Raw genomic sequence first — 25634 nt, forward strand, 5'->3', positions numbered from 1 at the left:
TCACCTCGTTCTCGGCCGAGGGCGCGCCGCCCTGGCGCGCCTGGCATGCTGGGCCCGTTCGGCTACGTCGGCGATATCGATGCCGGGCCGATCCGGGTCGTCGGCCAGCCACTGGGCCAGCAGACGGACGGTGGGGAATTCGAACAGCCGCCGGATGGGCAGGTCCGTGGCCAACTCGGCACACAATCGGGTGTGCAGCGTCGACAGTAGGAGCGAGTGGCCTCCGAGATCGAAGAAGTTGTCGTGCACGCCGACCGTGTCGACGCCGAGCACCGACGACCACACCCGGGCGATGCGTGTCTCCAGATCGCTGTCGGGGGCGGCGTACGGCAGCGACCCGACCAGATCCGCGCGATGCGGTCGGGGCAACGCGGCGACATCGATCTTGCCGTTGACCGACAGCGGGATTCGATCCAGCCACACGACGGCGTCCGGGACGAGATAGGACGGCAACCGGATCTTCAGCCGGGCCAGGACGGCCGCGGTATCGCGGTCGGCCTCGGGCACCACGTAGGCGACCAGGGCGGGCACCTCGGCCGGTCGGCCGATAACAACCGCCGTCGCGACCAGCGGGTCGTCCCGTAGCGCGCTCTCGACCTCGCCGGGTTCGACCCGGAATCCGCGGATCTTGATCTGACGGTCGCGGCGGCCGAGATACTCCAGGGTGCCGTCGGGCAGCCAGCGGCCGAGATCGCCGGTGCGATATACGGGACCGCTGTCGTCGTCGGGGCCGTGGTCCAGGAATCGCTCCGAGGTCAACTCGGGACGACGCCAATATCCTTGCGCCACACCGGATCCGGAGATGTATATCTCACCGGCGACGCCGACCGGGCAGCGCTGTCCTGCCTCGTCGAGCACGTGGATCCGGGTTCCGGAGGTCGGCCGTCCGACGCAGTCGAGTGGCGCCGAGCCGGCGGGATCGATCAGGTGGAAGGTGGCGAAGATGGTCGTCTCGGTCGGCCCGTATCCGTTGGCGAGCCGGCCGGCCAGCGCCGCCGGCGGCCATCCGGCCAGCGCCGCGCCGCCGAAGATGAGCCACCGCACCGAATCCGGCACCCCCTCCTGCGTCCAGAGCGCCTCGGCCAGCGGTGTCGCCGCACTCAGCACGGTGATCGCGTTGTCGTCGAGCCAGCGCGACAGCTCGGGAACGAGGATCGGCCGTTCGTACGGCAACAGCCGGGCGCCCGCGCACAACGCCGACCAGATTTCCGCCTGCGCCACATCGAACGATACGTTCACCACCTGGCTGACTCGATCGTTGCGGCTCATCCCGAAGGTGTCGATGTGGCCGCGCACGAGCTGGGCCAGATTGGCGTGGCCGACCGCGACCCCTTTGGGGGTGCCGGTGGTTCCCGACGTGTAGAGCACGTACGCAACGGTGTCGGGACTCACCCGCGCCGGCGGTGCCACAGCGCCGCGCATTGTTGTCGCATGGTCGATCTCGGACAGGGCGACGACACGAACACCGTCCGGTGGCGTCCGGGGGTGTTCGGTCACGAGCACGTGCGCGCCGACATCGCGGAGAATCTGCTCCGCCCGCGAGCCGGGATGATCGGGATCGAGGGGGCAGAATCCGCAGCCGGCGTACCAGGCGGCGAGCATGCCGACCACGAAGTGCTCGCCCCGGCCCACCGCGAGTGCGACGATCGGTGTGCCATCGCCATGGTCGTCGTCCGGTCGCAGTCGGGTGGCCAGGATGCGGGCCTTCCGGTCGAGCGTGCGGTAATCCAGCTCGCCCCGCGACGAGTGGATCGCGATGGCGTCCGGACGCTCGGCGATCCGCGCGGCCAGCAGGTCCGGCACGGTGGCCGGCGGCAGCGCGGGCGCACCGGATTCGAAGCCGCGCACGAGATCTCGCTCGCCCTCGTCGAGCAGGTCGAGGGTGGCGATCCGCGCGTCCCGGTCGCCGGTCACGGCGTCGAGCAGTCGAGCCAGCAGCCCTGCCAGCCGCGTCGCGCCGTCGAGGTCGAAGCGATCGCCTCGATAGGTGAGCGCGATGCTCGGCTCGCGTCCGGTGGCCGAGATCGCAACGCCCAGCGCGAACTTGCCGATGCCCGCGAACTCGATACCGGGATCGGTCACCGGGCGCAGGCCGAGCCCGCCGATGCGTGGGAGCGCGGCCGGTGCGGTGTTCATGACGAGGCTGACGTCGACGTACGGCGTGGATCCAGGCCGCCGCGGCGGGTTGAGCACCCGGACCACCTCTTCGAAGGGGACGGCCTGGTCGTCCAGTGCGTCGAGGATGCCGCCGCGGACCGCGTCCAGCAGGTCACCGACCGTGGTGTCGGCGGTGCATGTTGATCGCACCACGACCGTGTTCATGCACGGGCCGATGACGTCGGTGAACTCACCGTCGCGGTTGAGGACGGGGAAACCGAGGGTGACATCGTCGCGTGCGGTCCAGCGGTGCAGCACGCCCGCCAACGCCGCCGCCACCACCATGAACCAGGACATGCCCCGCTCGGCCTGTATCCGCGTGATCCGCTCCGGCAGATGCCGCGGCAGCGGAACCGGTACCACCCCGTGCGGGCCGGGCGTGGCCGGGACGGGGAACGGCAGGTAGCTGGGTGCGTTCCGGAGCCGCTGCACAGACCTGGCCAGTGCCGCCCGGTCCACTCGGCCGCGCGCGGCGACGAAGTCGCGGTACTGCGCCCCGGTGGCACGATTATCGATCCGTGCCCCGGTGGCGGGGAGGATCTCGCGCAGCGGCGCGTCTTCGTCGGCGGGAATCCGATCCAGCAGGCGTACGACGTCCTCGGCCAGACGCTCGGCGTCCGTGCGGGAGAACCGGTCGCCGCGATAGGACAGCGTGGCACGTAACCGCCCGTTGTTCTCGAGCACCGTGAGGGTCAGGCCGAACTTGATCTCGGTCTCCCACAACGATTCCAGGATCAGTGGACGCAGTTCGGCATCACCCAGGGAGGCGGGCCGGGCGGGTAGCACATTGAGCGTCAGTGCGGCATCGGCGTAGGGGGTGCAGCCGAGGCGCCGGGGTGGGGCCAGGGCCTCGATCACCGCCTCGAACGGGACAGACTGGTCCTCCAGCGCGGCGAGCACGGTGTCACGGGTTGTGGTCAGCAGGTCGGCGACGGTGCTGTCGGGGGTGCATCGTGACCGCATGACGACCGTGTTCATGCAGGGGCCGATGACATCGTCGAATTCGTTGTCGCGGTTGGAGATCGGGAAGCCGAAGGTGACGTCGTCACGTCCGGTCCAGCGGTGCAGCACAGCCGACCACGCCGCGGCCATCACCATGAACCAGGACAAGCCGCGCTCATTCCGGAGGCGTTCGATCCGGTCCGGGAGGTCGGCGGGCAGGTCCAGGGGCACGACGCCGTGCGGTTCAGGCCGCTCGGGCGGCGTGAACGGCAGGTAGGCCGGTGCGCCACGCAGCCGGCGTATCCAGCGGTCGAGCCCGGCCTCGTCCGCCCGGCGTTGCGCGGCCGTGAAATCCAGGTATTGACTGCCCGGTGGAAGTGGCTCGGCGCCGCGGTACGCGCGTTCCAGATCGGCCAGGAACGTGGGCAGCGACGCCCCGTCGAAAACGAGGTGATGGATTGTGATGGCGAGGATTTGGTGGTCGGGGAGGTTCAGGAGGTGGGTGCGGAGTAGTGGTCCGGTGTCGAGGTTGAAGGGGTGGGTGGCTTCGGTGTGGAGCCAGTCGGTGAGTTCGGTTTCGGTGAGGGTGTGGTGGGTGATGGTGGGTGTGTAGGGGGGTTGGATGTGTTGGCGGAGTTGTCCGTTGTGTTCGGTGAAGGTGCTGCGGAGTGCTTCGTGTCGGTGGATGACGTGGGTGAGTGCGGTGGTGAGTGTGGTGGTGTCGAGGTGTCCGGTGATGTGCCAGGCGAGGGGGATGTTGTAGAGGCCGGTGTCGGGTTCGACCTGTTCGGCCAGCCAGATCCGCTCCTGCACGCCGGAGACCGGATGGAATCCGGCCTCGTCGGAAACATTCCGCGCCGGCTCGTGGTCGGCGACCGCTCGATCGATCCGCTCGGCGAAGTCGCGCAGGACGGGACTGTCGAACAACGTCCTCAGCCGCAGCTCGACGCCGAACGCGGTGTGCACCTCGGCCAGCAGCGTCCCGCCGAGCAGGGAGTGCCCGCCCAGTTCGAAGAACGACGCGTCCCCGGAGACCACGTCGACGCCCAGAAGTCGCGACCAGATGGCGGCAAGCCGGACCATGGTGGGAGAGTCGAGGTTGTCCACCTGAAGGGTGTCCCACCGTCGACCCGTTTTCCAGAGGGTGGTGTCGTCGCGTTTGCCGTTGGCGGTGAGCGGGATCCGGTCGATCCGGCGGAATTCGGCCGGAATCATGTATTGCGGTAGCCGATCCGTCAGGAATGTGCGTAGTGGATCCGGGGCGGCCGTGGTGCCCACGACGAATGCGACCAGCCGGTCGTCGCGGGCGAGGACGGCGGCTTCGGTCACGTCCGGGTGCTCTGCGATTGTGGACTCGATCTCGCCCGGTTCGATGCGGTAGCCGCGGATCTTGATCTGGGTGTCGGCTCGTCCGACGTATTCGAGTGATCCGTCCGGCAGGTAGCGGGCCAGGTCGCCGCTGCGGAACAGTCGGCCTTGGCCGAATGGGTTGTCCACGAACCGTTGCGCGTCCAGGTCGGGCCGTTCGAGGTATCCCGATGCCACGCCGGCTCCGCCGATATAGATTTCCCCGACAGCGCCCGACGGCAGCGGCCGCCGCCTCTCGTCGAGCAGATGGATCTCGGTGTGGGGCAGCGGCGTGCCGATGACGCTGACGTCGGTGTCGGTATCGGCGACCGTCAGAACGCGGATCGTCGAATGCACGGTCGTCTCGGTGATGCCGTACATGTTCACCATGCGCACCGACGGTTTGGTACGCATCCAGCCGCCGAGCCGCCTGGGCTGGAGTTTCTCCCCGCCGAAGATGACGTAGCGGAGGTGGTTGAGGGTGTCGGGCTGGTTTTTCCAGGTCTGCAGGAGTTGGGTGAATGCGCTCGGTGTCTGGTTGAGGACGGTGACGTGTTCGCGTTCGAGTATCGGGTGGAACAGGGCGGGGTCGCGGGCGGTGTCGTCGTCGACGATGACGAGTCGGCCGCCGTGGGTGAGGCAGCAGAATAGTTCCCAGACCGAGAAGTCGAAGGCGTAGGAGTGGAACAGGGTCCAGACGTCGTCGGGTCCGAAGTCGAAGGGGAAGCGGTCGCCTGTGATCAGCCGTGTGACGTTGCGATGGCTGATGATCACGCCTTTGGGCCGGCCGGTGGTGCCGGAGGTGTAGATGCAGTAGGCGACCGAATCTGCTTTTACCGGAGGTAGTTCGGCTGTCTGTTCGTCGTCGAGTTCGGCGGGGTGGAGGACGGTGCCGTGGTATCCGGCCAGTCCTGGTGTGGCGGGGTCGTCGGTGAGTGTCCACCGGGCCTCGCAGTCGGACAGGATGAATGCCATCCGTTGGGCGGGTGCTCCGGGGTCGATCGGTACGTACCCGGCGCCGGCGAACAGTACTCCGAGGATCGCTTCGACCTGGGCCAAGCCGCGGCTCATGACGAGTGCGACCCATTCGCCGGGTTGGATCCCGCGGGCGGTCAGGCGGCCGGCGAGTGTTTCGGCTCGTTGTAGTAGTTCTCGGTACGACCATCGCGTTATGGCGTCGCCGACTGCGATCGCATCCGGTCGCTGCGTCGCGGCCTGCCGGATCGACTCCACCAACGACAGCTCCGCGGAATCGGCTCCGGCATCCGCCCGCGTCATGTGTTGTGTAGCGCGAAGCGGCGTGTGGTTCAACGGATATGCCTCGGCCAGGTCGTGGAGGAAGACCCGCGCCGACTCCATATCCCAGACCAGATGGTGCACGGTGATGGCGAGGATTTGGTGGTCGGGGAGGTTCAGGAGGTGGGTGCGGAGTAGTGGTCCGGTGTCGAGGTTGAAGGGGTGGGTGGCTTCGGTGTGGAGCCAGTCGGTGAGTTCGGTTTCGGTGAGGGTGTGGTGGGTGATGGTGGGTGTGTAGGGGGGTTGGATGTGTTGGCGGAGTTGTCCGTTGTGTTCGGTGAAGGTGCTGCGGAGTGCTTCGTGTCGGTGGATGACGTGGGTGAGTGCGGTGGTGAGTGTGGTGGTGTCGAGGTGTCCGGTGATGTGCCAGGCGAGGGGGATGTTGTAGAGGCCGGTGTCGGGTTCGACCTGTTCGGCCAGCCAGACCCGTTCCTGGAAGCTCGACGCGGGCCAGGACCGATCCCCTGTCTCGGTCGCGGTGGTCCGGATCGGATCCGCCTCGGCGGGACCGGTATTCGCCTCGACGAGCGCGGCGAAATCCAGCAACCGAGGCGTGTCGAACAGGGCGCGCACCGGCAGGTCGACACCGAGTTCGTCACGGATAGCGGCCACGACCTTCGTGGCCACCAGCGAATGCCCGCCCAGTTCGAAGAACGATGCCGCACCGGAGACGACCTCGCGGTCGAGCATCCGTGCCCACACCTCGGCGACCTGCCGGGCGACGGGTGAGTCGATGCCGGCGGTGATCCCTTGCGGCAGTGAAGTGCCCGTTTTCCAGAGGGTGGTGTCGTCGCGTTTGCCGTTGGCGGTGAGCGGGATCCGGTCGATCCGGCGGAATTCGGCCGGAATCATGTATTGCGGTAGCCGATCCGTCAGGAATGTGCGTAGTGGATCCGGGGCGGCCGTGGTGCCCACGACGAATGCGACCAGCCGGTCGTCGCGGGCGAGGACGGCGGCTTCGGTCACGTCCGGGTGCTCTGCGATTGTGGACTCGATCTCGCCCGGTTCGATGCGGTAGCCGCGGATCTTGATCTGGGTGTCGGCTCGTCCGACGTATTCGAGTGATCCGTCCGGCAGGTAGCGGGCCAGGTCGCCGCTGCGGAACAGTCGGCCTTGGCCGAATGGGTTGTCCACGAACCGTTGCGCGTCCAGGTCGGGCCGTTCGAGGTATCCCGATGCCACGCCGGCTCCGCCGATATAGATTTCCCCGACAGCGCCCGACGGCACTGATCGCCGATGCCCGCGGACATCGAGAACATGGACGGTGTCGGCCGGGAACGGCCGCCCGATTCCGCCGATTCCGCGGTCGAGGTCATCGGTGGTCAGACGCTTCCACGTGGTGAAAATACCGGCCTCGGTGATGCCGTAGCCGTTGATTGTGTGGACTTCGGGCCTGGCACGCAGCCAGTCGGCGATCAGCCCGGGCCGCACCGGCTCCCCGCCGAAGATGACGTAGCGGAGGTGGTTGAGGGTGTCGGGCTGGTTTTTCCAGGTCTGCAGGAGTTGGGTGAATGCGCTCGGTGTCTGGTTGAGGACGGTGACGTGTTCGCGTTCGAGTATCGGGTGGAACAGGGCGGGGTCGCGGGCGGTGTCGTCGTCGACGATGACGAGTCGGCCGCCGTGGGTGAGGCAGCAGAATAGTTCCCAGACCGAGAAGTCGAAGGCGTAGGAGTGGAACAGGGTCCAGACGTCGTCGGGTCCGAAGTCGAAGGGGAAGCGGTCGCCTGTGATCAGCCGTGTGACGTTGCGATGGCTGATGATCACGCCTTTGGGCCGGCCGGTGGTGCCGGAGGTGTAGATGCAGTAGGCGACCGAATCTGCTTTTACCGGAGGTAGTTCGGCTGTCTGTTCGTCGTCGAGTTCGGCGGGGTGGAGGACGGTGCCGTGGTATCCGGCCAGTCCTGGTGTGGCGGGGTCGTCGGTGAGTGTCCACCGGGCCTCGCAGTCGGACAGGATGAATGCCATCCGTTGGGCGGGTGCTCCGGGGTCGATCGGTACGTACCCGGCGCCGGCGAACAGTACTCCGAGGATCGCTTCGACCTGGGCCAAGCCGCGGCTCATGACGAGTGCGACCCATTCGCCGGGTTGGATCCCGCGGGCGGTCAGGCGGCCGGCGAGTGTTTCGGCTCGTTGTAGTAGTTCTCGGTACGACCATCGCGTTATGGCGTCGCCGACTGCGATCGCATCCGGTCGCTGCGTCGCGGCCTGCCGGATCGACTCCACCAACGACAGCTCCGCAGCAGACTCCGCCTCGGCACCGGAACGCACCCGCCGCTCCCGCTCCGTCAACGGTTCCAACTCGCCCATCGCCAAGTCGGGATCCGCGACCACGATTTCCAGTGCCCGCACCAGATGTGCGACGAACAGCCGAGCGCTACGTTCGTCCACCCGGGTCTCGTCGAAGATCAACCGACCGTCCTCCTCGGTCAGCTGCAACGACAGGTCGTGCCCGGTCGCCCGGTCGCCCTTCGCCTCCGGCGGGCTGCCCTCGCGGTATTCGAAACCCACCCGGTAGACATTGCTACGTGATCGCTCGGCGGGCACCGCTTCGGCGACGGTGTCGACCAGGGTGCGAAAACCCTCCGCGGCAACGACATTCAGCCGCAGCTCGCTGTCGTCCACGGTCACCGCGACATCATCTCGTCCGCAATACCAGGACAGCACCGCACACACACCGGCAAGAACGACCGTCTCCACGCCGACAGCCTCGCGTGTCGCGAATCCAGCGAGATCCAGGCTCGACGGGAACGCGACTCGAACCGATCGCGAGACGGCAGCAGCCGAGCGGGCGGAGACGGTCCCGTCCGAGACCTCCGCTGTCTCGGCCGGAGCCTCGGCCAGGGCAGCCGCAGCGGGGACAGCTGCGGTGAGTTCCTCGATCGTCCGATGCGGTTCGGCACCCGCCGCCCGCAACAGCCGAACGAACGCCACCGTTATCGCCGTGGCGGTCTCCCGGGTGAACAGATCCGTACTGAATTCCAGGAAGGCATCTATACCGCCCGGCCGTTGCTCGCCGTCGCGCCGCTCATAGCAGATGAAGGCGAGATCGAACCGGGATGCGCCCGCGCCCGCGGTCTCCAGCCGGATATTCAGCCCGGGTATGTCGACCAGGTTGTCCGGGGCGGTGAAGAACGACAACGCTACCTGGAACAGCGGATGGCGTCCGCTTACCCGCGGCGGATTGAGCCGTTCCACAAGGTATTCGAATGGCAGGTCCTGATTCTGAAATGCGGCCAGAGCCGTGGTGCGTACCCGGGCCAACAGCTCGGTGAAACTCGGGTCGCCCGACGTATCGTTGCGCAGCACAAGCGTATTGACGAAACATCCGATCAAATCGTCGAGCGCGTGATCGAGCCGCCCCGCTACGGGGGCGCCGATCGGAATATCGTCACCACTGCCGAGGCCGGTCAAGAGGGCCGCGACCCCGGCCTGCAACACCATGTAGACGGTCGTCCCGGTGCGCTGTGCCACCTCTGCCAGCACGCCGTGCAGTTCGGCGTCGATGCCGAACTGCACCGCCTCCCCCCTATAGCTGGCCGTGGCGGGGCGCGGATGGTCGGTCGGGAGCCGTAGTTCCTGCGGCAACTCGGCCAGCGTCTCGGTCCAGTACTTCAGCTGGGTATTCAGCACGCTGCCGGCATCATCGGGTTCGCCGAGCACCTCGCGCTCCCAGCGGGCGTAGTCGGCGTATTGCACGGGCAGCGGCGCCGGATCCCATGCTCGCCCGTTCCGCCGTGCCCGATAGGCGGCGGACAGATCCGCACCCAGCGGTCGCAGCGACCAGCCGTCGGAGGCGATGTGGTGCAACACGATCAGCAGCACGTGCTCGTCGGGGCCGAGCGCGAACAGCGTTGCCCGCAGCGGTGGCTCCGAGGCCAGCTCGAAGCCGTATCCTGTGGCGGCGGCGAGCGCGGCGGGCAGGGCCCGCTCGTCGAGCGCGATGTCCGCGACCTCCGGCTCTACCGCGCCCGGATCGAGAATGCGCTGGTACGGGACGCCCGCCGCATCCGGGACGAGCGTTCGCAGCGTCTCGTGCCGGGCAACGATATCCGAGATCGCGGCGCGCAATGCCGAAGGGTCCAGAGGCCCCCGAATCCGGAGGGTGAGCGGAATATTGTAGGTCCGGCTCGGCCCCTCCAGCCGGTACAGGAACCACAGGCGCTGCTGGGCATACGACAGCGGGACAACCTCCGGCCGCGGTCGCGCCACCAGCGGCGGCCTGGCTTCGCGTGCCGTGGCGACTCGCGCGGCGAACCCGGCGACGGTCGGGGATTCGAACAACTCACTGATCGTGACCTCGGTGCCGAGCTCCGACCGGAGCCGGTTGACCAGCCGGGTGGCCAGGAGCGAATGGCCTCCGAGGGTGAAGAAATTATCGTCGGCGCGTATCACGGGCAGGCCGAGCAGGTCCGCGAAGAGGTCGGCGACGAACCGCTCCATCGGGGTTCCGGGTTCGCGTCCGCTGTCACCGGACACGGTGCGTGGCGCGGGTAGCGCGGCGCGGTCGATCTTTCCGTTGGCATTGAGCGGAAGCCGGTCCACAATCACGATCGCCGACGGAATCATGTAGTTGGGCAACAGATCCGCCAGATAGGGGCCCAGCGATCGGGCTAGCGCGCCGAGCCGGTGCGAACTCGCCGGATTGTTCGTGTAGGTGGCCGGCGGGGCGTCCGTCGCCCCTCGCTCGGTGACCGGATCGGCCATATGGTCACCAGCTCCGAACGTATAGTCCAGGCAATGCTCGGCGTCGGCCGACCACTGCGCCCGCACCCGGAAGCCGAGTCGTTCGCCGAGTTCGTATATTTCCTCGGGGTCGATGCCTCCGTCGCCGATCGCAAGAGCGGTGGCCACATCGTCGCCCTGTTCCAGCGCTCGTGTCGCGGCAGTTTCCCACCACACCCGGCGGTTGGGCACTTTCAGCAGGCGCACTGTGATCTCGCCGATCGGGCGCTCGGATGCCTCGGCCAGGTGCGTGGACAACCGGGCCGGATCAGCTACGTCCGTTCCCCACCGCAGGGTGAGTGGCTCGCGCTCGTCCCCACGCCGCCGCGGCCCTTTGAAGAGCACGGCCTGATACCGGTACCGGGTCAGCTCGTTGTGTGCCCGGCCCCGCTTGACTTCGACGGCGACAGCGTCGATGCCCGGGAGACGGGCCGCGATCGTGGTGAAGAAGTCGGGGTCGACGAGCAGCTCGGTGTCCAGCAGTACGCCGCGGCGGGCCGCGTGCAGTAGGGCGCTCGCGCTCGCACCGGCCGTGGACCGGCGCAGCTCTATCGCGGTGCGGAAGCAGCGGTGCAGGCGCGCATTGCGGACATCGCCCACGAATACCGCACCACCGGGGGCGAGCAGCCCGGTCACGGCGCGTAGCACATCCACGAGATAGTCGGCGTTGGGGAAGTACTGTACGACCGAGTTGAGGATGACGGTGTCGAAGAATCCTGCCGGTAGCCCATTGGCGGAATGGGCGGGCCGGCAGAGCAGGTGCACTCGATCGGCCAGCTCGGGCAGGGTGTCGAGCTGGGTCTGCAATCCGTCGATCGCCTCGGCGGAAAAGTCCGTGGCCCAATATGTTTCGCAATCCGGCGCCAGCCCGGCCAGCAACAGGCCCGAACCCACCCCGATCTCCAGCACCCGCCGGGGACGCAGGCGCGCGATGGCGGCCACGGTCGCGTCGCGCCACTCACGCATATCGGGTAGCGGAATCGGGCGGCCGTCGTAGCTCGAGTTCCAGCCGACGAAGTTCTCCGCGAACGGGACCTCCCCGGCGCTGCGGTAGAGCGAGGCGTAGATCTCCCGCCATTCGGCCAATTGCTGATCCGGATCGGCTACCGCCGGACCGTTTTCGGCGGGTACGACATAGGCGGCGAGCTGTTTGCCGGCCGATGGGTTGTCATGGACCACCGTGACGGCCTGGGACACTTCGGGATGCCGGGTCAAGACGGCCTCGATCTCGCCGAGTTCGATCCGAAAACCACGCAGCTTGACCTGCGTGTCGATCCGCCCGACGAACTCCAGGTCGGCACGCCAGCGAACGAGATCGCCTGTCGCGTACATGCGTTGTCCCGCAGGCCCGAACGGATCCGGAACGAAACGTGTCGCGGTGTGCCCCGGCCGGGCCTGGTAGCCGCGTGAGACACCGGCGCCCGCCAGGTAGAGCTGACCGACCGCACCCTCCGGAATCGGCTCGAGCTTCTCGTCGAGCACATACACGCGCCGGTTGGACATCGGCCGCCCGATCGGGACGGCCTGCTGCGGGCCGAAGTCGCGCGGCAGCGGCACACTGGTGGCGAAAGTCGTTGTCTCCGTGGGCCCGTAGACGCTCACGACGGTGGTATCCGGGCACGCGTCCAGCACACGCCGGATCAGTCGACCCGATCCGGCCTCGCCGCCGGTCCACACCTCACCGACGGCGGCCAGGCAGCCCGGATCATCCTCGGCGAGCGCGCCGAACAGCGCCGTGGTCAAAAAGACGGCGTCTACGCGATGCGAATAGCGGCGCAGCAGTGCCGCATCCACCTCGCCGGTGGCGATCACCACGGTGCCGCCGTGCAACAGGGGCACCCACAGCTCATAGGTCGACGCGTCGAACGCGTGTGGCGAATGCATGAGCACTCGGTGATGGCGGCCGTCTGCCCAGGCTCGGTCGAAGGCGAACTCGACCACGTTGCGGTTGGTGACCTGGACACCCTTGGGAGTTCCGGTGGAACCCGAGGTGAACATGACGTACGCCAGGTCCTCCGGCCCGGTGGGGAGGGGCGGCCGTTCCGCGCTCCGCGGCGCATCGTCGATGTCCACTCGAAGAGTCCGGATGGCCCCGGCGCCCTTGTGATCGTGAGTGACCTCGTCGACGAGCAGCAGCGGCGAGCCCATGTCGGCGAGTACCGCGCGCATACGGGTCAACGGATAGCGCGTGTCCAGCGGTACGTAGATGCCGCCTGCCTTGGCGATCGCGAGGATCGCCACAATCAGATCGGGCGAGCGATCCAGCAGCAGCGCGACCGGTGTTCCCCGGCCCACACCGTGCCTGGCGAGGCGCCCGGCCAGCTTGTCGGCACGGGCGTCGAGGTCGGTGAAACTCAGTGTCGCATCACCGAATTCGACCGCCACCGCGTCCGGTGTGCGGGCGGCCTGCGCCTCGAACAGTAGCGCCGGGATGCCGACCGGGGCCGGATGGGCGGTGGCGTTGCGGCCGACCAGCAACGACCGGCGCTCGGCCGTATCCAGCAGATCCGCGGCGCCGATCGGTTGGTCCGGATTGTGGCCTATGACGGTGAGCAGTCGGCACAGTCGGCGATTGTGCGCCTCGGTCTCGGAGTCGGTGTAGAGGTCGGCATGTGCGTCGGTGTCGATGCGCAGCCCGCCGTCGAGGAGCCGGTAACAAACCAGGGACAGGTCGTCGACCGGCATCGTGGACAGGTTGATCAGCGCGGCCGGGTGACCGGCGAAGAGGTAGTCGGAATCCGGGATGATGTTGACGATCGGGCCGAAGTACTGGCCCGGATGCGCCGCGACGAAGTCTCGGCGCACGTCCTCGCCCCGATACTGCTGGACAGCGGTCACCTCGCGCACCCGGGTCGCGACGTGGTCGATGAGCTCGAGCCAGGTCTGCTCCGGCCGGACCGTCAGGCGCAGCGGCAGCACATTCGAGGCCATTGTGGGCACCCGCCGGGCGAGTCGGCTGGTGCGCCCGCTGACCGCGAGGCTGAGCATGACGTCGGTGTCGCCGCGCATCCGGCCGAGGTATGCGGCGAGGGCTGCGATGGGCGCGATCTGCCACCGGGCTCCGACTCGGCCGGTCGCCGCCGCCAGACGATCCGTGTCGGCCGTGGACAGGATGCCGGTGCGCCGCACCACGTCGCGGGCCAACTCGGCACCGCCGGACAGATAGGTGGGCGCGGGGCGGTCTGCGAGCAGTTCGGCCCAATGCTGCGCGGCGGCAGCGAATTCCGGGCTGTCCGGGTACGCGGTGTCTTCGGCCAGGTAGTCGCCGAACGATCCGAACGGGGATTCGCTCGGTGCCCGGTCGGCCAGCAGCGCCGTGTACATGTCGGCGACCCGTCTGGTGAACAGGGTGATGCCGAAACCATCGACCAGCAGATGATGGAACTTCGAGAACCACAGGGTCTCGGTTGGTGACACAGCCAGCAGCGCGAATTCGAACAGCGGTGCCCGGCTGGTATCGAACGGCTCCCGCAGCCGGGCATGCATCCACTCCTGTGCCGCGGCCCGCGGATCGGCGGCGGCACCGAAGTCGTGTGCCGGAATCTCCCAGGCGTCGGACGGCTCGAGCACCTGTCGGATTCGATTGCCGTCCTCGATGAAACGGACCCGCAGTCCCTCGGCCTCGGCGGTGGCGTGCCGTATCGCCCGCCGCAGGGTCCGCGCGTCGATCGGACCGGAGAACTCCACGCAGGTCGCGATGTGGTACGCCGGGTTGTCGGGGCGGGCGCGGTGTGCGAACCATATCCCGCGCTGGGCGGCGGACAGGGGCCGGAGCAGATCCGGCGGAGGCAGGTGAAACACTGTGCTGGACACGAAGATTCCTCACCCGTGGGCAGCGTCGGCCCGAACGGACAGCGCGTGGCGGAAGATGTTCAGGGGATCGAAGCGATGCTTGACCCGTTGCAGCCGGGCATAGTTGTCGCCGAAGTAGAGCCGATGCCAGGGCACGCCGGAGGCGTTCTCGTTCGGATCGGCGAGATCGCTGTCGGGATAGTTGATGTAGGCGCCGTCGGCCGGATCCGGCACGCCGCCGGTGGCCGCGTACACCTCGCGGTAGAAGTCTCGGATCCAGGCGAGGTGCAGGGCGTCTTCGGCGGGATCGAGCCACGGTGCCGAGTACAGCAGCCGGGCTATGGCGCCGCGGTGTACGGTGGCCGTCGCACCGGGTGCGGGTGTGTTGATCGCCCCGCCGAAGGTGGCAATGCCCAGAGAGCCGCCGATCCCGGGGTAGTCGTCGCGGACGAGTTGGTGAAAGATCGTTGCACTCTGCTCGTCCGTGAAAGGCCGGGTGAGGAAGCCGGATTTGATTTTCAGCCGGTAGTTCTTGGTGTTGTCGGGACCGGCATACACCGAGGCCAGCCAGGGGCGCGGCGTCTTGGTCACGCTCGACGGGGGCGCGACCTGCGCACCGAGCGCGGCGAGATGCTCGTCGAGCAGCCGCTCTGCGTCCGGCCCGCTGGTCTGGCCGATCAGCACATGCTTGCCGAAGGGCTTGCGAACCAGGATGAGTTCGGCGTAGTAGCGGGAGGCGGGTGCGTCGGCCGCGTTGTTGCGCTCGCACCATTCGCCGTGATTGCGCACGAAGGTGATGAATCGCTGCTCGTCCATGCCGTCCCAGGACCACTCGCAGCTGAAGTCGAGCACCGATGCCGGTGGTGTGGGTAGCAGACGGCTCGGATCGCTCGCGGTGACACCGGGTGAACGAAACCAATAGCGGGTAACGATCCCGAAATTCCCGCCACCGGCACCGGTGTGTGCCCACCACAGGTCGCGGTTCGGGTCGGCAGGATCGCGGGTGGCGACTACGGCGCGGGCGCGGCCGTTCAGGCCGACGACGACCACCTCGACGGCATACAGGTGGTCCGCGGCCAGCCCGTGCAGCCGCGAGAGCGTGCCGTACCCACCGCCGGGGATGTGCCCACCGACCCCGACCTTGGGGCACCAGCCTCCCGGGATCGTCACGTTCCAGCCCAGGAAGAGTCGGCGGTAGACCTCCTCCAGTAACGCCCCGCCCTCTGCCACGAACGCGTTGTGCTCGGGGTCGAAGTCCACCGAACTCATGCCGGACAGGTCGATGATCACCTGGATGTCGGGCGTATCGACGAAGTCGTCGAGGCAGTGGCCGCCGCCCCGCACCGCGATCCGCTTGCCCGCCTGCACGGCCTCGTTCACCGCATCGATCACCTGCTCGGTCGATCCGACGATGCGCACGTAGTCGGGGCTGGCGACGAATCGTGGGTGTCCGCGGTGGACGAGGTCCTGATATCGCGGGTCGGAAGGGGCGACGGTCACGGGTCCGAACCGGAAACGGCCGGCTGCGGAGGATGTTTCGACCCCCGCTGATGCATTCTGCTCGGTGGAATTGTCCTGCAATGTGGATCCCCCTGGCCGTTATTGCCGCAAAATGATATCCGAGCGCTGTATTTGCCACCGGTCGGACCGGCGTGGATATCGGATATTCCGCGACTACAGTTCTGGCCATGACTCGAGCCCCGTGACGTAGCGGGCTCACCGACGATACGGGACGGAACTCGAACATCCGGAAACCGGGTGTCAAGAATTCAGGCGAAACAACGCAATATCTGCTTTGCCTCTTGCTGTATTTCAGAAGTCGACTACCCTGGTCGGCCGTGCGCACAGGCGATGTGCGGCATCTCGAGTAGGGAGTTCCACTCTGTCACAACATGAATGGCGACGAATGCGACCACAGTGCTCATCGCATGTTATGGCTATTCGTAATAGTACGACGATGTCGGCGACCGTGGATTTACCACGGCGCACCGGTGTAGTTCGAGCAGTTTAGAACCGGATCCAGATCTCATACGGGAACCCCCCGGAAAGTTGACATTCGAACCAAGACCCTGGCTCGATCCTATCGTGATCTGTTGGCCTCTTCAAGGGGCCTTCGTGCGTCCGAGAGTATTCGGACGCCCATAGAAACGGGGCTTGACGCCATGTCGGTGAACAAATGGCCGATACGTACCACTGCGCCGCCCGCGCCCGAGGGCGTACCTGGGGGCCGTGTCGCACCGGTCCACCTCCTGCCGCAACCCGCAACGGAGATGTTCCGCGGCGCAGATAGGATTCTGGCATGCAGCGCATCATCGGAATCGAGGTCGAGTACGGCATCTCCACGCCCTCCGAGCCGTCGGCCAACCCGATTCTCACGTCCACCCAGGCGGTGCTGGCATACGCGGCAGCGGAGGGTGTGCCGCGTGCCAAGCGCACCCGGTGGGACTACGAGGTGGAGTCGCCGTTGCGTGACGCCCGGGGCTTCGATCTGGGGCGGCTCAACGGGCCCGCCCCGGTGATCGACGCCGATGAGGTGGGTGCGGCGAACATGATCCTCACCAACGGGGCCCGCCTGTACGTCGACCACGCCCACCCGGAGTACTCGGCGCCCGAGGTCACCGACCCGCTGGACGCGGTGATCTGGGACAAGGCGGGGGAGCGGGTGATGGAGGCGGCGGCCCGCTACGCCTCGAGCGTGCCGAACGCGCCGCGCATGCAGCTGTACAAGAACAACGTCGACGGCAAGGGCGCCTCCTACGGCACCCACGAGAACTACCTGATGAGCCGGGAGACGCCGTTCAACCAGATCATCGTCGGCCTCACGCCGTTCTTCGTATCCCGCCAGGTGGTCTGCGGGTCCGGGCGGGTCGGCCTCGGCCAGTCCGGCGATCAGGCCGGTTTCCAGCTGTCCCAGCGGTCGGACTACATCGAGGTCGAGGTCGGCCTGGAGACCACCCTGAAGCGCGGCATCATCAACACCCGCGACGAGCCGCACGCCGACGCCGACAAGTACCGCCGGCTGCACGTCATCGTCGGCGACGCCAACCTGGCGGAATGGGCCACCTACCTGAAGGCCGGCACCTCCGCGCTGGTGCTGGACCTGATCGAGGCGGGCGAGGATCTGTCGGATCTGCAGCTGGCCCGCCCGGTCACCGCCGTGCACACGATCAGCCACGATCCGTCGCTGCGTGCCACGGTGGCGCTGGCCGACGGCCGCGAGCTGACCGGCCTTGCGCTGCAACGGGTTTACCTCGACCGGGTGGAGAAGTTCCACGGCCGGGAGGGCACCGACGACGCGCGGGTCACCGATGTCCTGGAGAAGTGGGCGCACGTGCTGGACCTGCTCGAGCGCGATCCGATGGAGTGCGCCGATCTGTTGGACTGGCCGGCGAAGCTGCGCCTGCTGGAGGGCATGCGCAGCCGCGAGGGCCTCGGCTGGGCCGCCCCGAAGCTGCATCTGATGGACTTGCAGTACTCCGACGTGCGGCTGGACAAGGGCCTGTACAACCGCCTGGTGTCGCGCGGTTCGATGCAGCGGCTGGTCACCGAGCAGCAGGTGGTCGACGCGATGACCACCCCGCCGACCGACACCCGGGCCTACTTCCGCGGCGAGTGCCTGCGCCGGTTCGGCGCCGATATCGCCGCCGCCAGCTGGGACTCGGTGATCTTCGACCTGGGCGGGGACTCGCTGGTCCGGATCCCGACGCTGGAGCCGCGCCGTGGCACGAAGTCGCATGTCGGCAAGCTGCTGGAGGGTGTGGACACCGCCGCCGAACTGGTCGAAAAGCTCACCACCTGACGCTCCGCGGCAGCGAGCGAACTCGACCGGAAGCCTGTGCGGCCGACGTTATTTGCTGTTGCTATCGCACGGGGAGCGGTGTGTCGGACCCGAGTGTCCGGTGAGTAATCGTGCGACTGCCAGCGAGTGAGACCAAAATGGGCACCCGGTACCGGTAGTGTTGAAGCACACGAGCATCGGATTCGCTCCGATGCTCGCCGATATCAGTACGGAGGAGGTCGGCTGCTATGGCACAAGAGCAGACCAAGCGCGCCGGTGGTGGCGACGAGGACGATGACGCGGTCGGTACTGACGCCGCGGGACAGGAGCGTCGCGAGAAGCTGGCGGACGAGACCGACGACCTGCTCGACGAGATCGATGATGTGCTCGAGGAAAACGCGGAGGACTTCGTGCGCGCATACGTTCAGAAAGGCGGCCAGTGACACCAGGCAACCCCTTGCGGCTCCTCATGGGGTTCGCCCTGCCCTCTCGTTCCGAACGCCCCCGGAGGTATGCCCCGGATCCGTTGCCTCGCAGCGATTTCGGTCATGCTCTCGACATCGCCTCACCCGAGGCGGTGTCGTACGGAATGGGCCTTCTCGATGATCGTCGAGGAGTCGGTGTGGAGAAAGGGAGTGTGAACGTATGACGCTGCCGTACTACGCGTCGGCCGAACAGATCATGCGCGACAAGACCGAACTTGCGCGCAAGGGCATCGCACGGGGCCGCAGCGTCGTGGCGTTGGTGTACGAGAAGGGTGTGCTCTTCGTCGCCGAAAACCCCTCGGCGACTCTGCACAAGGTGAGTGAGCTGTACGACCGCGTCGGCTTCGCAGCCGTCGGCAAGTACAACGAGTTCGAAAGCCTGCGGCGCGGCGGGATCGTGCAGGCGGATATACGGGGCTACCAGTACGATCGGCGGGACGTGACAGGGCGGGCGATGGCCAACCTGTACGCGCAGGCGCTCGGCGGGATCTTCACCGATCAGCTCAAACCCTACGAGGTGGAGATCTGCATCGCGGAGGTCGGCTATCCGGAGCGGGACCCGGACGCGGTGCTGTACCGGATCAACTTCGACGGCTCGATCGTGGACGAACGCGATTACGTGGTGATGGGCGGCAACACCGAGCCGATCGTCACCGCGCTGAAGGACACGTACCAGCCCGGCCTGGACCTGCGCGCGGCGATCAAGGTCGCGTTGCAGGCACTGCAGAAGGGCGCCCCGGAGAACGACAAGGACAAGGACAAGCGGGTGCTCGGCGTCGGCACGCTCGAGGTGGCCACCCTGGAGCAGGCTCGGCCGCGGCGGGCGTTCCGCCGCATCTCCAGTGCCGCGTTGCAGGGCCTGCTGGCCGACGACGAGGCGACGAAGGACGGAAAGGCCGCGGAACCGCCGGCCGAGGGCGACGCGCCCGAATCGCCTTCGGCGGGTGATTCTTCCGATTCCTGAGATCCGCGTCCGCGCGGTGACCGATCAGACAGCGACCCCTTGCACTCGGCAGCACCGAGTGCAAGGGGGTCTTGTCATTTGCCGAGTTCGCAGGCTGTGCGCCTGTGCATCGAGTGCGAAATCGTTGCGAACCCGTATGCATCGGCTTGCGCGCACAGCCCATTTCGGACAGGGCATGGCTGTAATGTCGATGGGGTGCAGCGACGAATTATGGGGATCGAGACCGAGTTCGGGGTGACGTGCACGTTCCACGGCCACCGTCGGTTGAGCCCTGACGAGGTGGCCCGGTATCTGTTCCGCCGGGTGGTTTCCTGGGGCCGCAGCTCGAACGTGTTCCTCCGCAACGGTGCCCGGCTCTACCTCGATGTCGGATCCCACCCGGAGTACGCCACGGCCGAATGCGACAGCCTGGTGCAGCTGGTCACCCACGACCGTGCCGGTGAGCGAGTGCTCGAGGAGCTACTCATCGACGCCGAGCAGCGCCTGGCGGAGGAGGGTATCGGCGGGGACATCTACCTGTTCAAGAACAACACCGACTCGGCCGGCAACTCCTACGGCTGCCACGAGAACTTCCTGGTGGTGCGGGCCGGCGAGTTCTCCCGGATCTCCGACGTGCTGCTGCCGTTCCTGGTCACCCGCCAGCTCATCTGCGGCGCGGGCAAGGTGCTGCAGACCCCGAAGGCGGCGACGTTCTGCCTGTCGCAGCGTGCCGAGCACATCTGGGAGGGCGTCTCCTCGGCGACCACCCGCTCGCGCCCGATCATCAACACCCGCGACGAGCCGCACGCCGACGCCGAGAAGTACCGCCGCCTGCACGTGATCGTCGGCGACTCGAACATGTCCGAGACCACCACGATGCTGAAGGTCGGCACCGCGGCGCTGGTGCTGGAGATGGTCGAGGCCGGGGTGTCGTTCCGCGACTTCGCCCTGGACAACCCGATCCGCGCGATCCGCGAGGTGAGCCACGATCTGACCGGCCGCCGCCCGGTGCGGCTGGCCGGCGGCCGGCAGGCGAGCGCGCTGGACATCCAGCGGGAGTACTACGCCCGCGCCGTCGAGCACCTGCGCAACCGCGAGCGCGATCCGCAGGTGGACGCGGTGGTGGACCTGTGGGGCCGCACCCTGGACGCGGTGGAGGCGCAGGATTTCGCCAAGGTCGACACCGAGATCGACTGGGTGATCAAGCGCAAGCTGTTCCAGCGCTATCAGGACCGCTACGGCATGGACCTGTCGGACCCGAAGATCGCCCAGCTCGATCTCGCCTACCACGACATCAAGCGCGGCCGCGGCGTATTCGACGTGCTGCAGAGCAAGGGCCTGGCCAAACGCGTCACCGAGGACGAGGCCGTCGATGCCGCGGTCACCCAGCCCCCGCAGACCACTCGCGCCAAGCTGCGCGGCGATTTCATCACCGCCGCCCAGGAGGCCGGCCGCGACTTCACCGTCGACTGGGTCCACCTGAAACTGAACGACCAGGCCCAGCGCACGGTCCTGTGTAAAGACCCGTTCCGCTCCGTCGACGAACGAGTGGACCGGCTGATCGCGTCGATGTGACGCGACACGAATAGTGCGCCGACGCGCATGCGTCGGGGCGGGCCGATTACTCTGTGTCGCGTGGCGATATCCAAGGTCGAGCGGCTGATGAATCTGGTCATCGCGCTGTTGTCGACCCGGCAGTTCCTGACCGCGGAGCGGATCCGCGACAGCGTGGCCGGATACGAGGACTCCGCCAGCGACGAGGCGTTCAGCCGGATGTTCGAGCGGGACAAGAACGAACTGCGCGATCTGGGCATCCCGCTGGAGGTCGGTCCGGTCGGCCGGTACTCCGGCCAGGAGGGCTACCGCATCGACCGGGCCGATTACGAACTCCCCGATATCGATCTGACCAGCGAGGAGTCCGCCGCGGTGGCGGTGGCCGTGCAGCTGTGGGAGTCTCCCGAGCTGGCGACGGCGGCCGAGGGCGCGCTGCTGAAACTGCGCGCGGCGGGCATCCACGTCGAGCCGGGGGCGGCCCTGGCCTCGGTGCCCGCGGTGCCGGCGCGCACCCGCGGTTCGGATGCGGCGCTTGGCAGGCTGCTGGCCGCGATCGATGCCGGGCGGGCGGTGCGGTTCGAGCACCGGGGCTCGCACAACGCGCCGTATCTGATGCGCGACGTCGAACCGTGGGGCGTGGTGACCCGGCACGGGCGCTGGTATCTGGTGGGGCACGATCGCGACCGCGACGCGGTGCGCACCTTCCGGATCTCCCGCATCGGCGACGACGTGACCGCCTACGGCCCCGAGAACGTCGTGCACAAACCCGGCGACGCGGATCTGCGCAGAATCGTCGACCGGGTGAGCGGGAGCCTGCCGGTGAGCGGTACGGCGACGGTGTGGGTCGCCGAGGGGCGCGGCCAGGACATCCGCCGGCTCGGCGCGGTCGTGGAGGACCGCGAGCTGGGCGGGCGGTCCGGGTCGATCGTCGAGGTTCCGGTGCGCTCGCGCGACTGGCTGGCGCGCCTGATCACCGGGCTGGGCCCGGATGCGCTGGTACTCGCCCCCGCCGAGCTGCGCGAGGATGTGATCGCCCGGCTGCGGTCGGTGCGGGAGCGGACGGAGGTGGGCGCGTCGTGAGCGTGTCGGCGGGTGCCGGGAGCCGTGAGGTGAGGGCGTGAGCAGCCGGCTGTCCACGCGGTTGTCCCGGCTGCTGAATATGGTGCCGTACTTCCTGGCCAATCCCGGAATCAGCGCCGCCGAGGCCGCCGCGGAACTCGGGGTGACCACCAAACAGCTGATGAACGACCTGAACCAGCTGTGGATGTGCGGCCTGCCGGGATACGGGCCGGGCGATCTGATCGATCTGTCGTTCTCCGAGGAGAGCATCGAGGTCACCTTCTCCGCCGGTATCGACCGCCCGCTGCGGCTGACCTCCACCGAGGCGACCGCGATCCTGGTGGGCCTGCGCTCGCTGGCCGATCTGCCGGGCATGGTGGATCCCACGGCCGCGCGCTCGGCGATGGCCAAGATCGAGTCGGCGATCGCCGAGGACGCCGAGCGGGTGACCGGCCCGGAACCGCCCGCTCCGGCGGAGGCCCCGGCGGTCACCACCGTGCGCTCGGCGCTGGCCGCCAACCGCGCGTTGCGGCTGGTGTACTACTCGGCGAGCCGCGACGTGGTGTCCGAGCGGGTGGTCGACCCGATCCGGATAGTGCTGGTGGACAACAACTCCTATCTCCAGGCCTGGTGCCGCCAGGCGGAGGGGGTGCGGTTGTTCCGGTTCGACCGCATCGAGGAGGCGGCCGAACTCGACGAGCCCGCCCGGCCGCCCAGCCACGCCACCGACGAGTCGGCGGCGCTGGACCTGTTCTCCGACGACCCCGCGATACCGCTGGCGCGCTTGCGGATTCACGCCGACTACGGCTGGGTGCTGGACCAGTACCCGATGCACCGGGTGGTGGTGCATCCCGACGGGAGCGCGGAGGCGACGATGCGCTTCGCCACGCTGGACTGGATGGCGCGGCTGCTGCTGGGCTTCGGTTCGGGGGTGACGGTCCTGGCGCCGGCGGAACTGGTGGCCGCCGTGCGGGACCGGTCGGATGCCGCGCTGGCCGCCTACGCCGAGCTGGCGGAGTCCGGTGGCGCGGGCTACGAGGAGACGGTGATCGAGGAGGTCGGGCCCGCTTGACGTTTCGCGTGACGGTGCTCGGCGCCGGCAGCATCGGCCTCTTCGTGGGTGGGAAGCTGGCGGCCGCGGGTGCGGAGGTGACCTTCGTCGGCCGGCCGCGGCTGCTCGACGAGATCACCGCCTCGGGGCTGCGGCTGACCGATCTGGACGGCGGTGACGACCGGGTGGCCGCGCCGGCGTTCCGCGTGGCGACCGCGCCGGACGACGCGGGCGCCGCGGATCTGGTGCTGATGACGGTGAAATCCGCGCAGACCGCGTCCGCCGCCGAACAACTCGCCGACCGGATCCGGCCCGGCACCGTGGTGCTGAGCCTGCAGAACGGGATCGGCAACGACACCGTGATCCGGGAGATCCTGCCGTCGGCCGTGGTGCCGGCCGGCATGGTCATGTTCAATGTCGTGCACCAGGGCGGCGGCCACTTCCATCGCGGCACCGAGGGCGGCCTGGCCGTCGCCGCCGACCCGGCGCTGGAGCGATTCGTCCCCCTCTTCCGCCGCGCCGGGCTCGAGCCGGCACGGCATGCCGACCTGCGTCCGGTGCAATGGGCGAAGCTGCTGCTGAATTTGAACAATCCGATCAACGCGCTGTCGGGGCGGCCGCTGCGCGAGGAGCTGGCCGATCGCGCCTACCGCCGCTGCCTGGCGCTGACCCAGACCGAGGCGCTGGCCGTGATGCGCCGCGCCCGGATCCGCCCGGCCCGCCTGACCCCGGTACCGCCGGGCCTGATGGCGCGGCTGCTGACCGTGCCGGACGCCGTATTCGGCCGGGTGGCGGGCAGCGTGCTGGCGGTGGATCCGATGGCCCGCTCGTCGATGGCCGACGATCTGGCGCGGGGCCGCCGCACCGAGATCCGATGGCTGTCGGGGGAGATCGTGCGGCTGGGCGAGATGGTCGCGGCGCCGACCCCGGTGAACGCCCGCCTGCTGGAGCTGGTCGAGGCCGCCGAGAACGGCGACCCCCGCAGGTGGTCGGGTCCGGAGCTGCTGGCACAGTTGCAGGCGGCGAGTACCGCTCGCGCCCCCGCGAACGGGAGCTGACTAGCGGGTTCGCGTCGCCGGGTCCGGTAATATCGGACCTACCACAGTCTTTGGAGGTAATCGATGGGTTCACTCAGCGCGACGCACTGGTTGATCATCGCCCTGGTGGTGCTGGTGCTCTTCGGTGCCAAGCGGCTGCCGGACGCGGCCCGGGGCCTGGGTCGGTCGCTGCGCATCTTCAAGAGCGAGATGAGCGAGATGCAGTCCGACGGCACCCAGAAGCAGGAGTCGTCGCAGGCCAAGGCCTCGACTCAGGAGCTGCCGCCGGCGCAGTCGGCCGACCCGGCGCCGAAGGCGAATCCGGAAACGCACAAGGCATAGCGGAGTCATCGATCCCGGGATGAGGCGATCATCCCGGGATGAATGCTGTCGCGCGCAGTGGCCGGAGACCGGCGCCGGCGCGCGGCGGGCGGGCGTGTCCACGTATCGGGCCAGGCGATCAGCGAGGCAGTCACATCCATGCGCATACCGTTCGACCCCCGGCGCAGCCGGCGCAGGACGAATCCCGACGGCACCATGCCGTTGGTCGAGCACCTGCGTGAGCTGCGTGCGAGGCTGCTCAAGTCGCTGCTGGCGGTCGCCCTCACCACGATTCTCGGCTTCCTCTGGTACGGGTACGGATTTCTGGGTGTCGAGAGCCTGGGTGACCTCCTGCGCGGCCCGTACTGTTCGCTGCCGGCGTCGTCGCGGGCCGCGCTGAGCCCGGACGGCGCCTGCCGGTTGCTGGCGACCGCGCCGTTCGAGCAGTTCATGTTGCGTCTCAAGGTGGGCCTGACCGCGGGCATCGTGATGGCCTGCCCGGTGTGGCTGTATCAGCTGTGGGCGTTCGTCACGCCGGGGCTGTACGCGAAGGAACGCAAGCATGCGATCGGCTTCGTCGGTGTGGGCGCGGTGCTGTTCGTCGCGGGGGCGGTGCTGGCGTACTGGGTCGTCGCGCACGCGCTGAGCTTCCTGATGGGCATCGGCAGCAACGTGCAGATCACGGCGCTGAGCGGTTCGCAGTACTTCGGTTTCATCATCCAGCTTCTGATCATCTTCGGCGTCAGTTTCGAGACGCCGCTGCTGATCGTGGGGCTGAACATGATCGGCGTGCTGAGCTACGAGAAGCTCAAGAAGTGGCGCCGCGGGCTGATCTTCGGCCTGTTCGTGTTCGCCGCGATCGTCACCCCGCAGGACCCGTTCTCGATGCTGGCGCTGGCGGGGGCGCTGACGGTGCTGTTCGAGGTGGCGGTGCAGATCGCCCGGCTCAACGACAGGCGGCGCGCCCGCAAGCACGAGGACTGGAGTTCGCTGTCCGACGACGAGGCCTCGCCGCTGGACGACCGGCCGGTCGATGTCGGCGGCAGCACGCCGGTCGACGCGCCCGAACCGGTGCCCGCCGCCGGGCCGGTCGGCGCCCGGCCGGAGAAAACGCCGCGCCCGGTGTCGGACTACTCCGATACCCTCTGAC

The 25634-nt window shown here is 68.0% G+C and carries 11 protein-coding genes; 9 read left to right on the forward strand and 2 right to left on the reverse strand.

The genetic code is table 11. The annotated features are described in order from the left end of the window. Both D892_RS0130175 and D892_RS0130180 read right to left on the reverse strand, forming a co-directional pair. Window positions 1–14277 (reverse strand): non-ribosomal peptide synthetase, encoded by a 14277-nt coding sequence (locus D892_RS0130175; RefSeq protein WP_024804816.1) that lies wholly within the window; start codon window positions 14275–14277, stop codon window positions 1–3. Window positions 14278–14286: 9 nt separating this feature from the next. Beyond that, on the reverse strand, window positions 14287–15756 hold the full coding sequence (locus D892_RS0130180) for an FAD-binding oxidoreductase (RefSeq protein WP_024804817.1): 1470 nt from the start codon (window positions 15754–15756) through the stop codon (window positions 14287–14289). Between the two features lie 799 nt (window positions 15757–16555). Here D892_RS0130180 and dop point away from each other — a divergent pair. From dop to tatC, 9 genes are all read left to right on the forward strand, one after another. Then, on the forward strand, window positions 16556–18055 hold the full coding sequence (gene dop, locus D892_RS0130185; RefSeq protein WP_024804818.1) for a depupylase/deamidase Dop: 1500 nt from the start codon (window positions 16556–16558) through the stop codon (window positions 18053–18055). 227 nt (window positions 18056–18282) lie between these two features. Next, on the forward strand, window positions 18283–18477 hold the full coding sequence (locus tag D892_RS0130190; protein WP_024804819.1) for a ubiquitin-like protein Pup: 195 nt from the start codon (window positions 18283–18285) through the stop codon (window positions 18475–18477). Window positions 18478–18679: 202 nt separating this feature from the next. After that, complete coding sequence (gene prcA / locus D892_RS0130195; protein ID WP_024804820.1) at window positions 18680–19483, forward strand: proteasome subunit alpha; 804 nt, start codon at window positions 18680–18682, stop codon at window positions 19481–19483. Window positions 19484–19678: 195 nt separating this feature from the next. Continuing rightward, complete coding sequence (gene pafA / locus D892_RS0130200) at window positions 19679–21037, forward strand: Pup--protein ligase (protein WP_024804821.1); 1359 nt, start codon at window positions 19679–19681, stop codon at window positions 21035–21037. 60 nt (window positions 21038–21097) lie between these two features. Then, window positions 21098–22096 carry a YafY family protein gene (locus tag D892_RS0130205; RefSeq protein WP_024804822.1) on the forward strand — a complete coding sequence of 333 codons (999 nt, stop codon included), beginning with the start codon at window positions 21098–21100 and terminating at the stop codon, window positions 22094–22096. A gap of 37 nt (window positions 22097–22133) precedes the next feature. Further along, complete coding sequence (locus D892_RS0130210; RefSeq protein WP_024804823.1) at window positions 22134–23147, forward strand: YafY family protein; 1014 nt, start codon at window positions 22134–22136, stop codon at window positions 23145–23147. Then, window positions 23144–24184, forward strand: coding sequence for a 2-dehydropantoate 2-reductase (locus tag D892_RS0130215; RefSeq protein ID WP_024804824.1), 1041 nt, complete (start codon window positions 23144–23146; stop codon window positions 24182–24184). The genes D892_RS0130210 and D892_RS0130215 overlap by 4 nt, the downstream gene beginning before the upstream one ends. A 63-nt stretch (window positions 24185–24247) precedes the next feature. Then, window positions 24248–24505, forward strand: coding sequence for a Sec-independent protein translocase subunit TatA (tatA, locus tag D892_RS0130220; protein WP_024804825.1), 258 nt, complete (start codon window positions 24248–24250; stop codon window positions 24503–24505). 138 nt (window positions 24506–24643) lie between these two features. After that, window positions 24644–25633 carry a twin-arginine translocase subunit TatC gene (gene tatC / locus D892_RS0130225; RefSeq protein ID WP_024804826.1) on the forward strand — a complete coding sequence of 330 codons (990 nt, stop codon included), beginning with the start codon at window positions 24644–24646 and terminating at the stop codon, window positions 25631–25633. Window position 25634 lies beyond the last annotated feature (1 nt).

The sequence above is a fragment of the Nocardia sp. BMG51109 genome, from assembly GCF_000526215.1.
Classification (GTDB): Bacteria; Actinomycetota; Actinomycetes; order Mycobacteriales; family Mycobacteriaceae; genus Nocardia.